This is a genomic window from Methanosarcina barkeri str. Wiesmoor (genome assembly GCF_000969985.1).
Classification (GTDB): domain Archaea; phylum Halobacteriota; class Methanosarcinia; order Methanosarcinales; family Methanosarcinaceae; genus Methanosarcina; species Methanosarcina barkeri_B.
On the sequence record NZ_CP009526.1, the window covers coordinates 2,754,897 to 2,774,256 of the forward strand.

The 19,360-nt window shown below is 39.5% G+C and carries 13 protein-coding genes and 1 pseudogene; 9 read left to right on the top strand and 5 right to left on the bottom strand.

The features are described from left to right. The first annotated feature begins 1,817 nt into the window (after window positions 1–1,817). The 3 genes from hdrA2 (at window position 1,818) to MSBRW_RS11435 (ending at window position 6,115) form a co-directional block, all read left to right on the top strand. Window positions 1,818–4,196, top strand: coding sequence for a CoB-CoM heterodisulfide reductase HdrA2 (gene hdrA2 / locus MSBRW_RS11425; protein WP_011307542.1), 2,379 nt, complete (start codon window positions 1,818–1,820; stop codon window positions 4,194–4,196). Beyond that, window positions 4,196–5,656, top strand: coding sequence for a 4Fe-4S binding protein (locus MSBRW_RS11430; protein ID WP_011307541.1), 1,461 nt, complete (start codon window positions 4,196–4,198; stop codon window positions 5,654–5,656). The genes hdrA2 and MSBRW_RS11430 overlap by 1 nt, the downstream gene beginning before the upstream one ends. Window positions 5,657–5,899: 243 nt before the next feature. Continuing rightward, a complete protein-coding gene (locus MSBRW_RS11435) occupies window positions 5,900–6,115 on the top strand; it encodes a winged helix-turn-helix domain-containing protein (RefSeq protein WP_011307540.1) in 216 nt (71 codons plus the stop codon). Between the two features lie 81 nt (window positions 6,116–6,196). Here MSBRW_RS11435 and MSBRW_RS11440 read toward each other — a convergent pair whose 3' ends face one another. Beyond that, the gene (locus MSBRW_RS11440; protein ID WP_011307539.1) at window positions 6,197–6,622 is read right to left on the bottom strand and encodes a universal stress protein; all 426 of its coding nucleotides are present in this window, start codon (window positions 6,620–6,622) and stop codon (window positions 6,197–6,199) included. A gap of 997 nt (window positions 6,623–7,619) precedes the next feature. Here MSBRW_RS11440 and MSBRW_RS22310 point away from each other — a divergent pair. From MSBRW_RS22310 to MSBRW_RS11450, 3 genes and pseudogenes are all read left to right on the top strand, one after another. Then, window positions 7,620–7,745 (top strand): annotated as a pseudogene (locus MSBRW_RS22310) (UPF0228 family protein); the annotation flags it as partial. Between the two features lie 235 nt (window positions 7,746–7,980). Beyond that, window positions 7,981–8,541, top strand: coding sequence for a UPF0228 family protein (locus MSBRW_RS11445; protein ID WP_011307538.1), 561 nt, complete (start codon window positions 7,981–7,983; stop codon window positions 8,539–8,541). Between the two features lie 167 nt (window positions 8,542–8,708). Next, window positions 8,709–10,148 carry a beta-propeller fold lactonase family protein gene (locus MSBRW_RS11450; protein WP_011307537.1) on the top strand — a complete coding sequence of 480 codons (1,440 nt, stop codon included), beginning with the start codon at window positions 8,709–8,711 and terminating at the stop codon, window positions 10,146–10,148. 260 nt (window positions 10,149–10,408) lie between these two features. Here MSBRW_RS11450 and MSBRW_RS11455 read toward each other — a convergent pair whose 3' ends face one another. Next, window positions 10,409–11,044, bottom strand: a complete 636-nt coding sequence (locus MSBRW_RS11455; RefSeq protein ID WP_048102873.1) for a LysE family translocator — start codon at window positions 11,042–11,044, stop codon at window positions 10,409–10,411. A gap of 150 nt (window positions 11,045–11,194) precedes the next feature. Beyond that, window positions 11,195–11,992: an alpha/beta fold hydrolase gene (locus MSBRW_RS11460; RefSeq protein ID WP_011307535.1), complete on the bottom strand. Its 798-nt coding sequence runs from the start codon at window positions 11,990–11,992 to the stop codon at window positions 11,195–11,197. 383 nt (window positions 11,993–12,375) lie between these two features. Between MSBRW_RS11460 and MSBRW_RS11465 the strand changes: the two genes are divergently transcribed. Then, a complete protein-coding gene (locus MSBRW_RS11465) occupies window positions 12,376–13,590 on the top strand; it encodes a multidrug effflux MFS transporter (protein WP_011307534.1) in 1,215 nt (404 codons plus the stop codon). Window positions 13,591–13,759: 169 nt separating this feature from the next. Here MSBRW_RS11465 and MSBRW_RS11470 read toward each other — a convergent pair whose 3' ends face one another. Further along, on the bottom strand, window positions 13,760–14,428 hold the full coding sequence (locus MSBRW_RS11470; protein ID WP_011307533.1) for a flavodoxin family protein: 669 nt from the start codon (window positions 14,426–14,428) through the stop codon (window positions 13,760–13,762). A 585-nt stretch (window positions 14,429–15,013) separates the two neighbouring features. On the opposite strand from MSBRW_RS11470, the gene MSBRW_RS11475 reads away from it, so the two are divergent. Next, window positions 15,014–15,994, top strand: a complete 981-nt coding sequence (locus MSBRW_RS11475; protein ID WP_155398228.1) for a hypothetical protein — start codon at window positions 15,014–15,016, stop codon at window positions 15,992–15,994. A 193-nt stretch (window positions 15,995–16,187) separates the two neighbouring features. Beyond that, the gene (locus MSBRW_RS11480) at window positions 16,188–17,867 is read left to right on the top strand and encodes an ABC1 kinase family protein (protein ID WP_011307531.1); all 1,680 of its coding nucleotides are present in this window, start codon (window positions 16,188–16,190) and stop codon (window positions 17,865–17,867) included. Between the two features lie 380 nt (window positions 17,868–18,247). On the opposite strand, the gene MSBRW_RS11485 is transcribed toward MSBRW_RS11480, so the two are convergent. Next, the gene (locus MSBRW_RS11485) at window positions 18,248–18,736 is read right to left on the bottom strand and encodes a thioredoxin family protein (protein ID WP_011307530.1); all 489 of its coding nucleotides are present in this window, start codon (window positions 18,734–18,736) and stop codon (window positions 18,248–18,250) included. Between the last annotated feature and the right edge of the window lie 624 nt (window positions 18,737–19,360).

Consider the following 19,360-nt stretch of genomic DNA (forward strand, 5'->3'; position numbering starts at 1 on the left):
AAGGAATATTAAACCTTATTTGCCAAATATAATGTAGTGTCAGCCTTCCCCCCAGTTAAGGTACATTCATTAAATGATCTATTTGCTGTTTAAATGACTTAAGTACTTTAATTGGTAAATTAAACGTTGATTTTTCCTTACTTTTAACATTGAATTTTGTATGGATGAAAATGACATCAGATGCCTTATTTATAAATAAATATAAATTGTAAAAGAATAAAGTATTTATCTCAATTTTTTCTTGATTTAAAAGAGTATTATAAATTGTTTATCTAAAAAATTGATTTTTAGAGTGTACCTTAATTGGGGAAACTCTAAATGCATACCTATCATCTAAAATAAGCATTGTCTGCCCTTAGTTTTAGTACTGATTTGGAAGGACCCTAATTGAATAATATTATTCAGCTATCAAGAATTTTCCCAATAGATCATAGAGCATTCAGGTCATGAATTCGGCTTCGTCATAACTTTGTACAAAAAAGAACCGATCTAAAAAATCAAAGTTGAGCTGGCGCACCCCGCTGCAATCAACGGGATATGTTCGCGCCACCGCTCCAAATTCCTTTAAAGGGAAAAATAACCCTAAACAATTTAGTTTGAGCAGAAATTAATAACCGAAGATGTAATTGAGAAATCACATTAATTATCAACGGTTACCGGGGAAGTTATCCATCCCCGCAGCAAGCTAGCAGGGCATTCAACTGAAATAAACAAACATGAAATTCTTCTAATTACAGGCACAAAGAAATGAAAGTACTCTACCTCACCTTTTTTAGCGATTGAATTCCTCATTACTTTGGGAAGTAGGATTGTACTTATTTTGGTTTTTCAAACCATTGCTAAACTAATCAGTGAATTGCCATCGAAAGCTTAGATGTGATTAGGAGCAGAAATGAAAAAGGAGCAGGAAGAACCAGTTTTGTTCCATACTTTCATGCTAATTAGTTGATCCGGAACGAAATAAGAAAGTTAATATATTAATAAATATAAAATTTATTATATAAATAAACTGTCAAATTATAAAGTATAAATTAAATATCGCAGTTTGTAGTGAAAAATAATTAACTAAAACAGGGTCACTGGAAATTATCTGATTTCTAACATACTAAGTCAAAGTTGGGCTGGCTCACCTTGCTGCAATCAACGGGTATGTTCACGCCCCCGCTCAAAATACCGTTAAAGGAGGCAATAACCCTAAACAATTTAGTTTGAGCAGAAGTTAACAATCGAAATATGTAATTGAAAATAATATTACATCAATGGTTACCGGGAAACTTTTCCATCCCGCAGCAAGCTAGCGGAGTATTCAACTGAAAGAAAACCAGCCAACAAAAAAGAATTAATGAAACCGGGCATTTGGATATACTGGAAATAATCTGAGTTCTAAAATATTTAATCAATTTCAGTAAATTTAGAAAAAAGCCTTATAAAATAAAGGTTTTGATTTTGTACAAAACACCTATATTTTTATTTAGTTCAAAAGATAATGTATAGCGATATATAAAAGTAACTGATTTGTGTCTGAGTGCCTAATTCACAACTGAGTACTAAATTATACTAAGTAATAACTTAACTGGTATTAGCAAATTCATGAACTTGAAATGTAAAACCTCTCTCAGTTCAAAAAAAGTCTTTGTTGATCAGCTGTACCAACCTGACTTTTCTGTATGGTAATATGTCCTGGATACACGGTTCTGAATTATGGTCCAGAAATTCTCAGAAATTATAACTTTCAAGTTATAAAAACATGTTAAAAACGGATCACAACGTAATTGTTAACATTCAACATAAAACACAGGTATATGGAGTCATCAATTATGCGAATCGGAGTCTACATTTGCCACTGCGGGCTAAATATTGCTGGAGTAATAGATGTATTAGCTCTGCAGGAAATGGCGGCTAAACTGGAAGATGTGGTGCTCGCCCGGGAAGTACAGTTTCTATGTTCCGATTCCGGACAGGAAGGCATCATTAAGGATATAAAAGAAAATAAAATCGACAGGGTTGTAATAGCTGCCTGCTCCCCAAGGCTGCATGAAAAGACCTTCAGGCATGTAATGGAAAAAGCCGGGTTGAACCCTTACCTTATGGAAATGGTAAATATAAGGGAGCAGTGCTCATGGGTGCACGCCGATGACCCCCAGATGGCGACCCAGAAGGCTTTTGACCTTATAAGGATGGGAGTTGCAAAGGCAAAATTCCTCAAGGAGCTGAGTGCAACAAGTTCCAAAGCCAGCAGGAACGTTCTAATTATAGGAGGAGGAGTTGCCGGAATCGAAGCAGCCCTGAACCTTGCTGAAGCCGGCTTTCCAGTCACAATGGTAGAAAAAGAGTCCACAATCGGAGGCAAAATGGCCCTGATGAATGAGGTCTTTCCTACAAATGACTGCTCTATCTGTGTGCTTGCCCCTAAAATGACGGAAGTTCAGAACCATCCGAATATTACCCTTTACACCTATTCTGAAGTTACTGATATTTCCGGATCCGTCGGAAAATTCCATGTAAAAGTCACACGCAAGCCCAGGTTCATACTTGAAGACAAATGCAAAGGTTGTGTCGACCTCTGCTCTGCGGTCTGTCCCGTAGAAATCGAGAATCCCATGAATTATGGGGTTGGAAAGACCAGAGCCATATATATGCCAATCCCCCAGTCTGTTCCTCAGGTAGTGCTCATAGACCCTGACCACTGTGTCGGCTGCGGGCTATGTTTACAGGCCTGCCCTGCCGATGCTGTGGATTACGAGCAAAAGCCTGAAGAAATTGAGTTTGAAGCGGGAGCGGTTATTGTTTCAACAGGTTACCAGCTCTTTGATGCGTCAAGGAAAAAGGAGTACGGATTTGGAAAGTATCCTGATGTTATAACAAATATGCAGCTTGAGCGCATGCTTAACTCTGCAGGGCCAACAGGCGGGAGAGTCATTGTACCTTCCACAGGCAAACCACCAAAAAGCGTTGCGTTTATTCAGTGTGTAGGGTCAAGAGATAAAACCGTTGGCAATGAATACTGCTCAAGGGTTTGCTGCATGGCCGCACTTAAGAATTCTCAAATGGTTAAGGAACGTTATCCTGATACTGAGATCACAATTCATTACATCGACATCAGGGCTGCAGGGGAGATGTATGAGGAATACTATACAAGGACGCAGTCTATGGGCGTTGATTTCATCCGGGGAAAAGTTGCCGAAATTTACGCAGGCGAAGACGGTAGGCCTGTACTCCGTTATGAAGATACACTTGAATCCCGGATCGAAGAAGAGGCCTGTGACCTTGTCGTGCTTTCAACGGGCTATGAGCCCAGCAAATCAGCAGAAGGCATAGGCCGGATGTTAAATCTCGCCCGGCGGCCTGACAGATTCTTTGCAAGTGCCCACCCGAAAATGCGCCCTGTAGATGCCCCGGTCAGCGGAGTTTTCCTTGCAGGCTGCGCCTCAGGGCCTAAAGAGATCCAGGTTTCGATTGCCCAGGGAAGCGCATGTGCATCCAAGGTTATGCAGCTCCTCGGGACAGGAGAGCTTGAAGCCGATCCCATGGGAGCTCATGTAGACCCTGAAAAATGCATAGGGTGCCGGACCTGTCTTGAGGTCTGTAAATTCGGGAAGATCAAGATCGAAAATAAAAAAGCTGTTGTAGACGAGGTTTCATGTTATGGCTGCGGAGACTGCAGTGCTGCATGTCCTGCAGGGGCAATCCAGATGCGGAACTTCGAAAACGAACAGATTCTTGCCCAGGTTAGGGAAGCAACTGCTCACAAGTCACAGAGTCCTTTCATAGTGGCGTTCCTCTGCAACTGGTGCAGTTACGCCTGTGCAGATCTGACCGGGATGTCAAGGCTCCATTACCCGACAAACATCAGGGTTATCCGTACAATGTGCTCGGCAAGGGTAAACCCGGAATTCGTGCTTGAAGCCTTAAAAGGCGGAGCCGACGGAGTACTTGTTGCGGGCTGCAGGATGGACGAGTGCCATTACATACATGGGAACTTTGATGCAAAACAGAGGATGGATGTCTTACAGGAAGTTCTTAAGGAAATCGGACTCGACCCCAGACGGCTGAGGACCCTCTGGATCTCGGCCGCGGAAGGAGAACGTTTCTCAAACACAATTACCGAGTTTGTAAAGGAACTTGAAGGAATCGGACCAATAGGAACCGAGTTCAAGCTTGAAGAAACCGGAACCGAACTTGAGGAGGTGGCATAATGAGCGAAGAGCACACTGAACAGGAAGCTCACGTCTGCAGAGGCTGCTGCGAGGTCGGAGAAAATGAAGTTACAGAGCCTGAAGCCGATGGACTTGAAGCTGAGGAGTTGGAAGACGAGGATCTCGAAGCTGAAGCTCCAGAAACTGATGAGAGTGAAGCTCAGGAGAAGATCACGGTTACAACCAGCATGGACCTTCAAGGCTCCCATTTTATCTATACACAGACAACCGATAAATCTATCAAGACTCTGGATTATGATTACAAGCGCTGCAATGGCTGTGGGATCTGTGCAGATATCTGCCCAACAAAAGCGCTTGAAATGGGGCCCCTTCATGAGATCGCAACCGGGCTTGATGCGCCTGCTGTGATGATGGACCTTGAGAAATGTACCTTCTGCAGGATGTGCTCAAACCTCTGCCCTGTTCATGCCATCACCTTTGAGGCTGTGGGTGAAGTTCCTGATGAGAAACGGTATCCGAAGTACGATGCCTTTGTTAATATTAACGAGAAATGCCTTCCCTGCGCTCTCTGTGAGGGAGCCTGTCCTCAGGACGCGATTGAAGTTGAGTTTACCTTCCCGAAAAAAGAGGAGATTGCGCCTTTAAAGGAAGGGGCAGAAGGGGAGATCGAAATTGACACTGAGAAGTGCAATTTCTGCGGAATCTGCGCCAGGTTCTGTGACGCCTTCATCCTGCTTGAGCGTGAACCCACACCTGATAATCCCGTACCTTTCGAGCAGCTACTTGTGGACGAGGATAAATGCGATTATTGTGTGCTCTGTCAGGACCTCTGCCCTGAAGAAGCAATAAAGGTTAAAGGTGAACGTCCCTGCGAGGCTCCGAAAGTTGAGGGAAATGTTAAGGTAGATGAGCTAAAGTGTACACAGTGTGCCCGCTGCAAGACCGTCTGTCCTTATGAAGCCATAGACTTGCAAAAACCTATGGAAGGAGAACTGAACCTTATTGAGACAAACCTGAAGGAATGCGACCCCCAGGGCTGTCGCGGCTGTTTCAATGTCTGTCCCTCCAAACTCTGGTATGTGCCTACAGATCCTGAAGACCCGAGAAAAATTGCTTTTAAGGAGGATTTCTGTACCTATTGTGGAGCCTGTGTGAAAGCATGTCATTTAGATGCTATTAAAGTGGACAGGACCGATGTCCACCACACTGAAATTCCTGATACACCCTGGGCTGCCCAGTGGAGGGATGCAATTGAGTCCCTGAAAACTGGAGTAAGGAAAGGAGTCGACCGTGCAGTATCCAGGGAAACCGAGACTCTTAAAGCCCAGAAGTTCATGGGCATAACACCACCCGGAGTTGACGAGGAAATGCTTGCAGCCGTGAAGGCAAAGCTTGAGTCTGTAATGCCAGCCCTCAGGAGTGCTAAGGTCAGGAAACTTTGGGAAACTGACTCCCCGAAAAATACAGCTACAGCCGTGAAAAAGAAAATCAAAAGTTAAAAGGTGAAAGTTGAAGAAAGTAAAAGTGAGAGTTGAAGAAAGTAAAAGTGAAAATGAAAATGAATTTTCACTTTACTATTAAACCATTTTTACTTATTGGAAAAGACCTTAACAGAAAAACCTAATATATTAACTCAACATATTATTTAAGGTCTGCCTATTTGGAATCCATAACTTATAATCCTGAAAGCAGTACTTACTTTTTAAAATAAAACAGTTATGAGAATGAAATTGGTGATAAATATGCCAGAGAACATGAACTTAATAATTGGGGAAGCTGCGGGAGTATTGTATCATAAGCTAGAGGAAGGCGAATGCAGTTTGAACCAGATAAAGATTCACCTAAGTGACAATGGTTTTGATTCTCAAATAGCTTTAATGTCTATTGGCTGGCTTGCTAGAGAAGACAAAATAAGCGTTGATAAAGAATCTAATCGTTGGTATGTCCGATTGAAATAACCCTTATTGAATGTTTGGACGATATACTTGTTTTACATCAAAATGGTTTTCCATTTATACTTTTATTAGCTTGCTTTTCCTTCAAGACTTACTTTTTTCTCTTACAACCATAACAGGGACTTTTGAGTGTCGTACAACATTTACGGCAACGCTGCCTAAAAGCAGCCGATCAATTCCTGTTCTTCCAAGAGTGCCCATAACAATAATATCCATTTTTTCTTCTTCGGCGTATCGGATCAGCTCAGAGGCAGGATGGCCTTCAAGCAGGACACACTTGACATTAACATTTTCCATCTCTCCGATCCCTTTTACATAATTAACGGCGTCAGATCCGTCTTTTCTCAAAGCTTCATGCATTCTCTCCCAGTTAAAATCCACAGCCATCGAAGAAAAATACTCCGTGGATATTACATAAACTGCGTAAACCGTCCCTCCGCTTAACCTGGCAAGTTCTATCCCTTTATTGGCAGCAAGCCTTGAGCAAACCGAGCCGTCAGTTGCAATCATTATTTTCTTAAAAGTAACGTTCTCTATGTAAAATCCCCCATTTATTCATTCACCTGTAAGAAATATAATAGCATCGGGTTTCATGAAGTGAAGATGCAAGATACTTGGTAAGATTTCTACATACACGTGAACTAGAGCAAAATTAACAGTTCATTAATTTTGTTTGATCCCAAATTATTTTCCTTTTTTAGTTTTCTATTGCAGTTATTCTCGTATACATGTGGTCTACTGTTTTGCCCCAACTTCGTATATGTTTCTTTTATATGACCATCCTACTATATGATCATCCTACAGTTCCAAAAAGAATTGAAGTTTACTTAATGTTTAAATTTTAAGTAGCCTGCTGTTGTATTATGTATTGGACTTCAAACTGGTTTTGAGTCTGAGAAAATATATCAGGACGTAACAGTAGTTCACTAATTTTTACTTCCTCTTAAACAGTGCCTTTCGATATTCATAAAACAATGACAATGCTGCCAATCTCTTTTATCACCCAAATCTGGATACAAATGTAGCTTGCAAAGCTGTTGCACCCTTGATACAGCAAAATTTTGTTGATGTAGTTGATTTTCGAATATTTTACTCTTTAATATCATAAATTACGCATTTAATATCATAAATCATGTATTTATTTACCAATATATTACGGTTAAGAAATATACCAATTTAGACTCAACATAGTTCAATCTCATATGGTCTTATATGAGTATAAATTGCATTGTTTTATTTTCTATATACATGACTGAATATAGTCGGACAATGTGTTTATATATGAGCTTTCTGGCCAAATCATCCGAATCAAAGATTCTGAAATAATTAATGATTCGAAAAAGTATGAAAAACGGATAGTTTAATGATCTGGTGAAAAAGTTTGTGGTTTATATATAATGTATTAGTAATAGTTTATGGAGTTCAAAAGTACTTTCCAGAGAACCCAGACTCCATAAAGTATACCCTAAGAGGCAGTGATTATGTTAGCTGTGCGAATATTTAAGCTTGCCTTATTCGTTTTGGAAACGGATCTATGAATTGTATTACGGAGAAAGATGCAATTAGAATGAAAAATGAACTTGAAACCAATGGGAAAATTTTAACTGTAATGCCTAATGATATTGAATATTAATTATTTTTAAGAGACGATGGGAAAGGTACAAGACCTGATAAAACTGCTATTCTTGAGGAATTGTTGAACACAATTAATACCAAAATATAACTTTTTTATTGCGCATATATTATAGAAATTGAGCTATTTTTGGATAAGGTAATGTTTAAAAAATGGTTGTGTATTGCCATTGCACTGGCGTGCAAAAAATTCGAGATATCCGTATTCCCGCACTAGAACTCATTTGGTGGTTGGTATGAGAAAAGTAAATGAGAAGATTGCTATTTTTATTTTACTTCTAACTCTCGTAATGATTGTGGGATTATTTATAAAAAGTTCAGTTGATAAAAAAACTCCAACTGATGTCGAAACTCCAGTCAAAGAATTACAAGTAAGTAGTTCAGCTATCGAATTTGAAGAAGGAATTACTGAACCCGAGGTTAAACATATTCTTGAAAATTGCAACTTGACCATGTATAGGCTGGATTACGATGTGGAAGACATAGCAGATAAATACTACATAAAAATAGAAAATAATAAAAATATCGTTATAGGAGACGAATTTAGATCTGCTCCTGATAAAAAAAAGAGAGACTACTATATAATTTCTTTATCCGAACAAGCTATCGAGAATGAAAGCTTTCTTGAAATGCTGGATAAAAATAATCTTCAAATTAAAAAGTTCGTCTGGTGTGAACTTCATTTCGGAAATGGATCTATGAATTGGATTCCAGAGAAGGACGCAATTAAAATAAAAAATGAGCTTGAAATGAATGAGACAGTTTTGAACGTATTCCTTAACTATATAGATGGGTAAAAACGTACAGGATTATTTGATTTCTAAACTGAAAATAGAGAATACAAATGGCTAAGGAAATCGGGTTTATCGAAACCTCCATTTTATAGGGTGCTGGTATGAGCAAAATCCAGGAGGGAGTCGCTGATGTTGTTGCTTTTTAACGAGTCCATAAGTTGGGATTTAAAATGGAAGAAATAACATATGATAGACTATATCGAGAGCATACTCTCATAAGAGTTTTGGGAATAGCTGCACTTGCGATTTTAATACTGGTGGATATTGCATGTGCGGCTCCATTTGCATATGTGACAAATCTGGGAGATTATAATCAGAGAGGTTATTATTACAATACGAATTATAACGGTACTGTTCCTACTCCTAGTGTCGCTGTAATTGACACAGCAACTAACAATGTTACAGCCAGAGTGCCTCTCGGCGATGGGTGGCCTATAGGAGTTGCAGTCGACCCTGCAGGAACAAGGGTATATGTAGCGTCCGCAACTATAGACGACGCCTGCATTGTTTATGTAATTGACACAGCCACAAATACGGTCAATACCAAAGTGAATATCAGAAGTAGTTATCCTTCGGGAATTACATTTAACCCTGCAGGAACAAGAGTTTATGTGACGAAGCAGCGTGACAACACCGATATCTCTGTAATTAACACAGCGACAAACACCTTAATGGCACCGATTATTGTGGGGCCGAGTACTTACAATGTTGCATTTACACCGGATGGAAAAAAAATCTATGCTGCAAACAGTCACAACAACACTATTTACGTAATTGATGCGGCTACAAACAAAGTTACAGCCAATGTACCTGTAGGAGACAGTCCTTATGAAGTTGTAGTCACACCGGACGGAAAAAAGGTATACGTACCTAACTATAACAGCAGCGCTGTGTCTGTAATTGACACAGCCACTGATAATGTTACAGCGACTGTGCCTGTAGGAGACTCACCTCGTCGTGTTACAGTTACTTCTGATGGAAATAAAGTATATGTAGCTAACAACAACACTGTCTCTGTAATTGATACAGCCACGGATACTGTAATAGCCACCGTGCCTGTAGGAACTTCTTCTCGTGAAATTGTAATCAGTCCAGATGGAAGTAAGGTATATTTAGGAAACTTTTACAATAATAGTGTCACTGTAATTAATACAAAAACAAATACTGTCATGGCAACAGTGCCTGTAGGAGAATGGCCCATGGGAATTGCAGTCACACCGGACGGAAAAAAGGTATATGTGGCAAACGCCGAAAGCGACAATGTTTCCGTGATTGACACGACAACAAACACTGTTACTGCTACTGTGAATGCAGGAATCTATCCTACCGGAGTTGTAATTGTGCCTTTTATGGATTCTAATATGACTGCCCAAAGCACAAAAGCAATCTCCAATGCAACTGAAGATACAGAAGTTGAAGAAACTAACTTTTCTTCATCTGAAGAACAAAACGCTGTCGAACTCAATAAGTCAAAAAATAATAATTCTGAATCCGATAATGGTAATAGCTCAGGTAGAAATGAGTCGAGCAAAAATAACTCTACTCCAGGCTTTGGATTATTGGGAAGCTTGATCTGTCTTTATGGAGGATGGAACCTTAAGAATAAGTAATATAGGGCTTGGATAACCAGATTGCTGGTGAATGGTAATTCATTACCTGCTGGTGTATTGATTTTTCTTCACCTGCGGAATGCGGGGTAGAGCCGGTGGACTTGTGAACAGTAGTTTGGGGAATGAAGCAGTGGAACGCTAAATATTCTTTTTGGGTTTAGCGACCACATGGAAGCTCCTCCCTCGGGGCGAAGCGACAGGGAGAGGTAGTTCACCTACTAACTTTCATACTACTTTTATAGTTCTCATCGATTTCTGGTTCATTTATGAGACAATGCAAGTTTTATCCCAATGAATGTGAAAATTCCGGCTTTTCCCCAGTTAATATACCTGCCAACTCCTGGCTTCTGTATAATTCTCTCGCCAACGGTTCCGGCAAAAACCGAGACAGCGGAAAATATTAGCCAGGCCTGAACCATAAAAATTATTCCCAGAAATATCATCTGCATGGGGACATTTCCCGAACCTATGTTTACAAACTGAGGCAGGAAGGCAAGGAAGAATAGAGCAACCTTAGGGTTCAAAACGTTCATAAAGACCCCGCGCCTGTAGAGGGCAAAAGTATTGGTTTCTCTGACAGGAGTCGAAGATATTAGCTCTTCACTTTCTTTTAAGGCGTGCCAGGCAAGGTAGAGCAGATAAGCTGCACCTGCGTATTTTACAATTTCAAAAGCAAGAGCAGACTTATATACAAGGGCAGAAACTCCAAGTGCAGCTGCGGTGGTATGGGCGAGTACGCCTGTAGAGAGGCCGGATGCTGTTGCAATTCCTGCCTTTTTGCCCTGCGAAATGCTCTGAGTAATTACGAATAGAATATCAGGACCCGGAAGGAGCGTAAGTGCCGCAGAGGCTGCAATAAAATAGATTAACTGAGATTGTTCTATCAAGGTTCTCACTGTTCCTTTTTTGTTTTTCCTCTTTCACTGTTCCTTTTTTTGTTTTTCTCTTTCCCACTGTTCCTTTTTTATATTTTCTCTTTCCTACGGTTCCTTTTTTTGTTTTTTCTCTTTTCCTGTTGTCCTTCTTTCCAACTTTTCCTTTTTTACTTAAATTTCGTTCCTCAGTAAACTGTAAAATTTCTCCTTTGCTTCCTTCTCAATCCAGGGCTGATGTCCGCATTTTTCTAGCAAAAGAAACTTGAAATTCTTTAAAATCCGGGAAAGAGGTTCTTTAACTCCTTCAAATGGATGCGGGTCATAGTCTCCATGAATCGCAACTACCGGGCAGCGGATTTCTTTTCCGATTTCGAGCAGTTTTCCTCGGCTTCTCAGTTCACTTGCTTCTTCCCATACGCCTTTGAAGCTCTCGTAATTGCACTCAAGCACCTCATCTTCATAGGGAAAAGGATCATAAGTATCGGTTTTCGACATTAACTTTCCAAAATTGCACAGGGTTTCATTCAGGTTTTTAGCTGAAGGATCATTAAGGGTTTCGGTCAGGCGAACGAAGTTCTCCAGATCTTCTTTTCCGAACCGGCTTATCCGGGTTTTCTTTATGCGCGCAGCATATTTTTCTTCGTATGGGCCGCTCCCGATAAGTATTAGCTTTTTAACTAGATGGGAATGCCGGGCAGTAAAAATAAAACTGAGCATTGCACCCCAGGAAAAACCAATTAATGTAACCGGCAGGTCGCCGTGTTCTTCCAAACCTTCCCTGAGTTCTCTGACCTGTCCTTCAATGGTTGTTGCGGTTTGAAGCGGTTCAAGTACGCCTCCAAGAGCGTAGAGCTCTTTTGCAACAGGTGCCATTTCCCCTGGAGCTCCCGGGCCGCCATGGATTACAGCAAGACTAAAAGGTGAATTTCCGTATTTTCTCAAATTATTCATGTTTGCATAATTTTTCATTATAGTATCCAGTTCTGTTTTTTTGACGTAATTATAAAATAGTATCAATTTTACCGGTTCATTCTTACTATCGTAACTGTTATATACAATTATATTCTTTCGGTATCTATACAGTATAGTTACATATGTAACTATATTTTGGATTAATAATTTCCATTAATAACTTCCATTAATAATTTCATTAATAATTTCATTAATAATTTCATTAATAATTTCATTAATAATTTCATTAATAATTTCCATTAATAATTTCATTAATAATTTCCATTAATAACTTCCATTAATAATTTCATTAATAATTTCATTAATAATTTCATTAATAATTTCCATTAATAATTTCCATTAATAACCTTCTAATGGCAATAATGATAAAGGATTTAGCTATGGCTTTCACACAAAAAACAAACATTTCTAACAACAAATTACAAAAAAATTTGAAATTGACAGTGCCGCTTCTGGCACTTCTGTCTGCCTTTCCTCCTCTTACCACAGACATGATCTTACCGGCTCTTCCCTATCTGGCCAAAAGCTGGAACGTTTCTCTATCGCTAATTAACCTGAATCTGGTTTTTTTCTTTGTGACCTATGGGCTTTTCCTTCTCTTCTACGGCCCGATTTCTGACCGCTATGGACGTCGACGCCCTCTCCTTGTTGGGCTTGCAGTGTACATAGTGACAAGCCTGCTGGGTGCTTTTGTGTCTGGTGCACCCATGCTGATAGGTACTCGCATCCTGCAAGCTGCAGGAGCTGCTGCCGGTTCCTCTATATCCATGGCAATGACAAAAGATATTTTCGTGGGTCAGGAACGGGAAAGAATTCTTGCATATATCGCTGTAATCATGGGCCTTGCACCTATGTTTGCTCCGATCATTGGTGGGTGGATCCTTCTGTATCTGTCCTGGCACTGGATATTCTTAATGGAAGCATTCATGGGAATTATTGCAATGTTTGGCGTTCTCCGTTTTCCGGAAACACTGCCAGAAGTATCTGAAACTCCTTTATCTCAGGTCATTAATACCTACGGTAGATTGCTGCTCAATACTCCATATATGATCATGGTTCTAGTCATGTCAGTCAGTTTTTTCCCATTGTTTAGTTTCATTGCAGGTTCTTCTGCCATCTATATCAACGAGTTTGGCCTAAGTGAGCAAAAATACAGCTACTTTTTTGCCTTCAATGCCCTTGCCATTATGACTGGTGCTTTCTTTTGTCTTCGATTAATTAAAAGTGTGAATTCAAAGCACTTGATGACGATCGGATTTGCGGGAGTTTTCCTGGGCGGTATTTTCCTACTTTTTATGGGACAACGTGGTCCCTGGAGCTTTGCTCTGCCCATGTTTATGGTTTCGTTTTCCCTGGGTTTAAGCCGTCCGCCCAGTAATAACCTTGTGCTGGAACAGGTTGACCGAGATATAGGTTCAGCTTCTTCTCTGCTGATTTTTACCTATTTCACCTTTGGAGCTGTGAGCATGTGGTTTATCTCCCTGGAATGGGCAGACAAAATTCCCGTGCTCGGAACCACTGCCGTAGGCTGCGGAGCTCTGGTGCTTGCGGCATGGTTTATTATACAGAAAAGAGGCGTAAAGGGAATTGCTTAACTTTATAATATGTTATAATTCTTATAGAAGACACCGCCAGACAAGCTGGCGGAATCGCTTTTAAAAGTTATATTATTTCGCTTGTCTGATAAGGTACAGATTTAGAATTGACTTTATCACAAAAAAATGCCTTTGACTTTATCCTTTTTGATCTCTGTCATTTACAGTCTTACTTCTGGGCCTCCAGAGCTTTTTGCTGCTTAACAAATCTGGCTCCCATCTCAAAAGCTTTCTGGCAGTCCTGCGGAAACACTTCTTCTCGCCTTTTTGCCTTTTCCTCAGGATTGAAAATAGACGAAGCGTATTTTGAATAATCATCAAACTGGTATGTATCGGTGCTGCATAACGATTCGGAATACCCAAATATCCTTGTTGCAACCCATTCATTTGACTCAATAAGCTTATTAGTCCCAACCAGCTCAAAAAGGTCCTCAGTGATGTTCATAGTGTAGATGAAACCAACAGGAATATTTCTGGGATAAAATGTCTGTATGTCAATAGAATAGGTTATATACGGGAATATATATCGCTCCATAAATGACCTCATTTCTCCTGTGGAATTTCCAAGGTAAATTGGCGATCCGAGTATTACAGCATCGGCATCCTCCAACCTTTCCAGCACAGATGTCAGTTCATCCTTTACTGCACACTTTCCAAAGCTTTTTCCACCTTTTAGTTTGCAGGCAAAACAACTTATGCAGCCTTTAAAGTTGAGATCATATAGGTGGATTAATTCTGTTTCTGCACTCTCCGAAGCTGCGCCTTCAAGAGCTTTTTCCAGCAGGGTAGCTGTGTTCCAGTTCTTTCGAGGACTTCCGTTTATCGCTATCACTTTCATAACTTTTACCTCGTGTTTTCAACTTCTTTTGTATTTGTATTCGCAATATAGGCACCTTAGGCAATATAGGTACCTTAGTTTTCTCTATGTGATCACTGTGGTTATAGGTTTCACTACATTACAGATTATTAGGATCATGGGCGAGTTTTATCTGAAAAGTTTGAAAAGTTATAGGTTTTACTACGTTACAGATTACTACACTATCCTCTCAATAGCCAGAAACAGAAAAACTTAGAAAAAAGAACAGTTTTTTAGAAAGTCTTTCATAGAAGTCGAAGTAGTGAATTTCGACCGAAAAGATTCAGAGGAAAAATAACATCACAAATAACATCACAATGGGCAGGCTGCTGAATCCCGGAAAAGTTTCCGAGCTAGATTCTTTGGTCTACCTGCGCTTTTTTCTCTGATTATAGGTAATTTTTTAAATCATTAATGGAAATATATAAATTATTTATTAAGTTGGCCTATTTCATATAATTATGTGAAAAACTCCGAATTATCAATTCTAGTATTTTTAAGGTTCGACTTCTAAGGAACACTAACAGTCTCCCAGTCCACTGACGCTTTTCCAGAGTTGAGAGTTTCATGAATAAGCAAAAAGCCATACTGATATTATTATTGCTCCCACTCATTCTATTTATGCTGTTTCTCGGCCCTTTCTTATTAATGGAGTTAATTGACAGTTCCTGGTACTACTCCGAAGAAGTTGATATTGGGTCTTTTGATTACAATTCCGTACTTACGAAAGCGGAGAAAGCTGGTTATGAGATAGAAGGTTCATGGCCCTGGCCCGGGAACTTTTCGGGCTTTGAACCAGGAGATGTCCCTGAAGTCCGGGAAAGCTTCGGAAATGCTGTTCTTGTGCAGAATATAAGGCTTAACTATAATGAAAACTCCGAGCTTATGGTCTTTGTGTGTGAAAACGGAACTGAAACTGGGATCAGAACATGTATTGCAGTCTCGAATTTTAGCCATTCCGACCCTGAGTCCCCTTTACAGCTATCCGAATTTCCTGATGACTCCTGGATGCTTGAAAAATTAGAGCTCCTCTTCGGCTCGGATGAAAAAACTCCGGAAAAGTATCTTGAAGCTCTGAAAAAAGCTGCACAAAATCAGACATGGGACGCTGAAATACAGGTAAACGAGTCTCCGAATTTTCCGGCTGTATATGCCTATCTTACGGAAAGCAGTGATAATTCCAGTTGCGACAAGTACGCTTTGGGTTTTTATGGATACCCCAAGATAGGCTCGGATACGAAAGAAGTTTTTTTAAAGGACAGGAACCAGGTAGGTTCAGTAAGGTATTTTGTCCCAAAGGCAGGGATCGTGACTTATGATAAGGAGAACAGGTACATAGGGAACAGGTACATAGGAAACAAGTACATAGTTGAACTCGATTCTTCAGGAAAAGTCAGGCTCGAAATCATCATGCATGTCGGAAGCGTCAGAGAATCGATACCTGAAAAGAAATATCGCGCATTTTTCAGGGAGATGTTTGAAGAAATAGGACTTCCTCCTGAAGCGGTGGACAACTTTGAATTTTTTCACACTTCTTTAATGATGTGATGAAACTACCTGAAGCTTAAGCAATTTCTTTATCTCCCGGAATTTGGAGTTTGTAAATAATTTGAATAATATGAAAGCGGGATAAGAAACAGGAACTCTGAAAAGTAAATAACTAAAAATATATAATATATCCGGTTAACTTATTATAAAAATAAACTAACAACTCCCATGAAAATTTCAGGCTAATGACATTATGATACGTAAAAGGCTTCATCGCTATGCCATGTTGAAACGATATGGCCAGATAATCGAGGTTCTCCAGAAGTATGGGTTTGGATATGTTGTTGACAAGATAGGTTTGAGCAGTATAAGGGACTTGACCTATAAGTTTAATAATAAAGATAAGGCGAACAGGCTCAATACTTCAGGCCCGGTTAGAGTTCGTAAGATGCTTGAGGAACTGGGCCCGACCTACATTAAATTAGGTCAATTACTGAGTATGAGGCATGACCTTATACCTCCGGAATATGCTGCCGAATTTGCAAAACTTCAGGACGAAGCGCCTTCTTTTGAGTTTGAAGAAGTCGAGCTAATTGTAAGAGAAGAACTCGGCCATTCTATTGAAGAATTATTTGAGTGTTTTGAGAAAAAACCACTTGCCTGTGCATCTATTGGGCAGGTGCATCGGGCAAAGATAAAAGATGGCGATGAGGTTGTCGTGAAAGTCCAGCGTCCTGGCATAAAGGAAGTAATCGAATCTGACCTGGACATTATGTACAGTATAGCCAGACTTATTGATGAACATATGCCAGAAGCGAGATTATACAGACCAATTGAGCTTGTTGACGAGTTATCTCGAAGTATTCTTGCAGAAATTGATTATACTCAGGAAGGCTGGAATGCAGATCGTTTTGCAGAAAATTTCAGAGAGAATAGTCAGGTCCATATTCCAAGGGTTTACTGGGACTATACAAACACACGTGTGTTGACGCTGGAATATATCAAAGGTATAAAAAGTAGCCGTGTGGATTTACTGGACAGACAGGGCTTTGATAGGAGTAATATAGCTTCTGTAGTCATAGAAGCTTTCATGCAGCAGGTATTTGAAGATGGATTTTTCCATGCAGACCTGCATCCCGGAAACATCCTTATAATGGAAGACGGGACCGTAGCTTTTCTTGATTTTGGAATGGCAGGTCACCTTTCCTCAGAAGTATGCGATATATTTCTGGATGGCATGGTAGCTTTAGTTAATGGAGATAGTTCTTTATTCGTCGAGTTACTCAGAGATATGGGTTGTATAGACTCTTATGCAGACACAAGGTCATTGAAAGAGGATGTTGAATCTTTTCGCTCCAAATACTATGGTAAGGCTCTGAAAAAGCTTGATGCCTCCACGATAATCGAAGAATTAATAGGTATTTTAAGGGACCATCAGGTTACTATGCCTCATAATATAGCCTTACTGGTTAGAGGCATAGTGGCTGTTGAAGGTTTTGGACTTATAACTGACCCGGATTTAAATTTTAGCGAACTTCTCGAACCTTACGCAAAAAATGAATTGAAAAAGCGTTTTTATCCACAAAACCTGGCTCATAAGGCATATAGCAATATTTCAAACTGGACGCGTCTCTTTCGAAAAGCACCGAATAAAATCTCACATATACTTGATCATGCTGAAAATGGTTATTTGAATATAAAATTTGAATCTGAGGAAGGTAAAAAGCTGGTGTCCGAGATTGACGTTGCAAGTAATCGATTATCTATCAGTCTGATCATTTCTGCTATGATTGTCGCTTCCTCTCTGGTCATTCAGACACATATGAGACCTCTTGTTTGGGGTGTACCTTTTCTTGGCACATTCAGTTTCGTTATCGCCAGCATCTTTGGACTGTGGCTTATATATAATATATTCAAGACAGGTCGGATATGATTTTCTCAAATGTGGATCTTGTAGGAATTTTTATTATTGAGCTTGTCTCAAAACTATCTTGTTTCAAAACTATCTCGTTTCAAAACTATCTCGTTTCAAAACTATCTCGTCTCAAACTATCTCGTTTCAAAACTATCTCCAATCTCTCTGAACCAATGTTTTGGGGTAGAGAACCATAATCAATAGAACTAAATGGAATACAAGATTTTGGTCAAAAACCTGTCCAGTGCGTTAGTAATAATCGCGACACTCTTTATTTATTGGGAAAAGATACAGAAGCCATTTTGAAACGAACTCATGAATAAAAAGGATACAGAATCTTCGGTACACTGCCTGGAAACTTTGGAGGTCGGAAGTTCTGTATTACTCAAAGGCTCTTTTTATTTGGATTTGATATTCTCTTTCTGGAGCGCTAGATCCAGAACTTTTTCGAATTCTTGCTTATCCCTGAGTCCAAGAATTCTGGCCGTGAACCTGTCCTTGCTAGCATTTCCATCCTCTTGAATATATACGTATTCCCCATTTTCAATACCTATGATCACACAGGAGTCAGGAATAGGGTTTACTCCAAAATACTCAATAAATTCAGGGCTTTGGTCTATATCTACGGACATGATCGTTGCTTTTCCTTCGTATTTATTTGCCAGTTCCTGAAGGATAGGCTCCATTTTCTGGCATGGTCCACACCATTCGGCGCCGATTTTCAAAAAGACCGGACCTTCCTCAAGGGATGTATTTATCTGCCCAAGTTCAGTTGTATTGACAACATAACCATTATCATGAGATTCTTGAGTAGGGTTTGGCTCAGCACAACCAGCTGTAAAAAGCACAGCTATAATCAGAATCGAGAATATAACTAATTGCTTCATGTTAATCGTGTTTCATGTTGATTGTCTGTTACTACATGATTAATGTTTTATATATTATAAAATTTATGCAGTAAAACTGAAAGCAATTGCCTAAATAAAAAACATCAATAACCATCTTTATTAATATTCAATAAGCTAACTTCTGTGAGTTAATTTTCTTTAATTATTGTATTGATTGCTTTTTTACAGTTTCCATTAATTATCATACTTATATGCAAAGTCAAAATGAATATCAATAAACTTATTTGAGTAGGCCACATTGTTACTTGGAGTCTATCCGAAAAGTCAAAAATGGCATTTTGTATCAGTCACAATAGTTTATAATATCAAATATTGGTTAATTTGTACATGCTTTCAACTGTAAAAGTTACAATAAGTAGAATACTTTTTGGACATGCTGTAAAAAATAAACTAAGATCTATTCCCCCTAATCTTTGTGTTTTTAACTTCAAAAATGGAGATTTTTGATTTTTTGGCTTTTGTGGAGTTCCGGTTTTGTAACTCGAGCTCTAACGACAGTCCAGGGCCGTAAAAGAGCCGCCTTTTTCCTGAGTTTAATGAATATAACCTAGTTAATTTAAGTTGATTAAAACAAAAATTTGATTTTAGATGGCTTTTTGCACG